This is a genomic window from Saccharomonospora iraqiensis subsp. paurometabolica YIM 90007, from assembly GCF_000231035.2.
GTDB classification, from domain to species: domain Bacteria; phylum Actinomycetota; class Actinomycetes; order Mycobacteriales; family Pseudonocardiaceae; genus Saccharomonospora; species Saccharomonospora paurometabolica.
Map to the genome: position 1 here is coordinate 1 of NZ_KI912248.1, position 2747 is coordinate 2747.

The window sequence follows — 2747 nt, forward strand, 5'->3', positions numbered from 1 at the left end:
CCCGGGCCGGGCGGTGCGGCGCCCGGAGGTGCCGCGGCGGCGTCCGCGGCGGGTCGAGGCGGTATGGGCGGTGCTCCGATGGGGGCGGGTGCCGGGCGTGGTGGTCAGGGCAGTGAAGACGAGGAGCACCAGCGGCCCGGCTACCTCGTCGAGGCGGATCCGGACAGCCTGTTCGGGACCGAGGAGCGCACAGCACCCCCGGTCATCGGCGAGTGACCGCGCGCCCGGGCGCACGGTGTCGCCGACCGAGCAGCTGTCTGACGCAGGGAGCGCCGTGGAGCCCCACGGCAGGCCCGTAGCCACGGCTTGTTCGGGTCTCCGGCCGGTCCACGGAACGGGTGGACCGGAGCGCCGGGAGCTCTGTGGGCGGGGAGGTCCGGCAGGTTGTCGAACACCTCGGCAGGCTCGCCGATGCGCTACCACACGGGTGCGGCGCGCCGGTCCGGTCGCCGCTACACCGGCTCCCAGGTGTTGTAGATCGGGCTGAAACCCCGCCCGTCGAGCAGGTGACTGGCCGCCGAGGCGAGCGAGCCTGGCCACGCGGACGTGCCGACATCGGTCTTCCGGGCCGCCAGTGCGACGGCCGTACCGGCGTGCCCGGTCCCGGCGGACACCTCGACCCGCTCGAACCCCGCCGCGCGCAGTACAACGGACGCCCAGGTGATCTCGACCGGTGATCTCGAAGGGGTACGAACGTGCCGCAACGGCGTCGCCACCTTGCTGACTACCTCGAGTACGGCGTCATCGCTGGTCGCTCTCCACGGATCGATGCGTGAATGTGGGAATCACCCCCGTTGCCGAGCGGTGACCAGGTCCGAATCGGACCGAAATGATCGGAATGCGCCTGGCGTGTCCGCGAGGTGGATAGGGTCGCTGCATGTTCAAAAAGTTGCTTGCGGCCGTCGGTGTCGGCGGCGTCGAGGTGGAGACCACACTGGGGGAGCCGGGGGTGCAGCCCGGCGGCGTCGTCGAGGGTGTGATCCGTCTGCGCTCCGGTGAGGTGGAGCAGGACATCTCGGGTGTGTACGTGGAGCTGGTCACCCGCGCCGAGCACGAGTTCGGCGACGATGAGGTCGACGCCCTGCGCGCGTTCGGGCGGGTGGCCGTGCGGGAGGGCGGTGTCTCGCTGCCTCCCGGGCAGGTCGTCGAGCTGCCGTTCCGGCTACCGGTCCCCGTGGAGACCCCGATCACGTTCTACAACAACGCGCACCTGCGGGGGAAGACGCAGGTGGCGGTGCGCACGGTGGTCGACGTCCGGGGCGCGGTGGACGCGACCGACACCGACCCGATCGGCGTCGGCGCGCTGCCCGCGCAGCACCTCGTCCTCCAGGCGCTGGAGAATCTCGGGTTCCGGCTGCACTCGGCCGACGTCGAGGCGGGACGCATCCCCCGCACCCGGCAGAGTCTGCCGTTCTACCAGGAGATCGAGTTCTCCGGATCGCCGAACTACCCGCGGCTCAAGCAGCTGGAGGTGACCTTCGTCGCCGGCTCCGACGGGATGGACGTGGTGCTGGAGTCGGAGAAGAAGGCGGGGCTGCTCACCGGCGGTGGCGACCGGTTGAACGTCCTCTCGGTCGGTTACGACCAGGCCGGTCACCTCGACTGGCCCGGCGAGCTGCACAAGGTGCTCGACTCGCTGGGGCAGGGCTGGCTCTGAGGCGGTGATCCGCCGCCCCGGTGCCGATCGCGGCCACGGCGCGGCGGCGTCGACTCGCGGCTCACCAACGCCGACTCGCGGGACTGGAGTGTCGACTCGCGGGGCTGGGGTGGCGACTCGCGGGGGTGGGGGTCAGGTTGCGGCGCCGAGGCCGCGGAGGGTGCGGTCGACGAGGTCGCGCACGGTGTCCCGGGCGGCCTCGGCGTCCGGCGGGACCAGGCCGAGGCGGGTACGGCGGTGCAGCACGTCGTCCGCGTCGAGGGCGCCCTCGTGCCGCACGGCCCAGACGACCTCGGCCGCGGTGACCGCGCGGCCGGGACACACCGGGCGTGCGAGCTCGGGGTCGACGTCGCCGAGTGCGGCCACCCGCGGTGCCTCGGTGCCGTACCGGGCGACGAGGCGGGGATCGGCGTCCACAGTGCTCAGTGCCGCGCGCGGTGCGGCGCCGAGCAGCGGGATGCGTGCCGTGGACGACGCGGGGGCGGACAGGCCCGCCACCCGCACCGCGGTGTCCACGGCGTCTTCGGCCATCGTCCGGTAGGTGGTCAGCTTGCCCCCCACCACCGTCACCACCCCGGTGGCATCGTCGGTCAGGACGGCGTGCTCGCGGGACAGGTCGGCGGTGCGCCCGGCGGACTCGATCAGCGGGCGCATCCCGGCGAACGACCCGAGCACGTCGTCCCGGGTGAGCCGCCGGGAGAGCGCGGAGGAGGCGACGTCGAGCAGAAAGTCCACATCGGACTCCGGGACGTCGGTGCTCTCCGGCGGAGCCCCGTCCAGCGGTTCGTCGGTCAGGCCGAGATAGATCCGGCCGCCCGGCTGCGGCAGCAGGAACACGAACCGGTTGGTCTCGCCGGGTACGGCGACCATCAGCGCGGTCTCGCCGATACCGGTGCCCCGCGCGTCCAACACCAGGTGCGAGCCGCGGGACGGGCGCAGGCGCACCGACGGCACGAGCCGCCCCGCCCAGACCCCGGCCGCGTTGATCACCTGCCGGGCGCGGATCTCCACGTTCCGGCCGCCGACCTCGTCCCGGGCGAGCACGCGGTCGGCGTGGACCTCCTCGGCGCGCACCCGGGTGAGGATCCGT

At 73.1% G+C, this 2747-nt stretch carries 3 protein-coding genes and 1 pseudogene; 2 read left to right on the forward strand and 2 right to left on the reverse strand.

Translation table 11 applies throughout. The features are described 5' to 3' along the window. A pseudogene (locus SACPADRAFT_RS33065) lies at positions 1-216 on the forward strand (hypothetical protein); the annotation flags it as partial. 236 nt (positions 217-452) lie between these two features. On the opposite strand, the gene SACPADRAFT_RS0215865 reads toward SACPADRAFT_RS33065, so the two are convergent. Beyond that, positions 453-704, reverse strand: coding sequence for a hypothetical protein (locus SACPADRAFT_RS0215865; protein WP_007027174.1), 252 nt, complete (start codon positions 702-704; stop codon positions 453-455). Between the two features lie 173 nt (positions 705-877). Between SACPADRAFT_RS0215865 and SACPADRAFT_RS0215870 the strand changes: the two genes are divergently transcribed. Beyond that, positions 878-1657, forward strand: coding sequence for a sporulation protein (locus tag SACPADRAFT_RS0215870; RefSeq protein ID WP_007027175.1), 780 nt, complete (start codon positions 878-880; stop codon positions 1655-1657). A gap of 132 nt (positions 1658-1789) precedes the next feature. Here SACPADRAFT_RS0215870 and SACPADRAFT_RS28125 read toward each other — a convergent pair. Continuing rightward, a partial coding sequence (locus tag SACPADRAFT_RS28125) for a glycerol-3-phosphate dehydrogenase/oxidase (RefSeq protein WP_007027176.1) occupies positions 1790-2747 on the reverse strand: 958 nt, incomplete at its 5' end.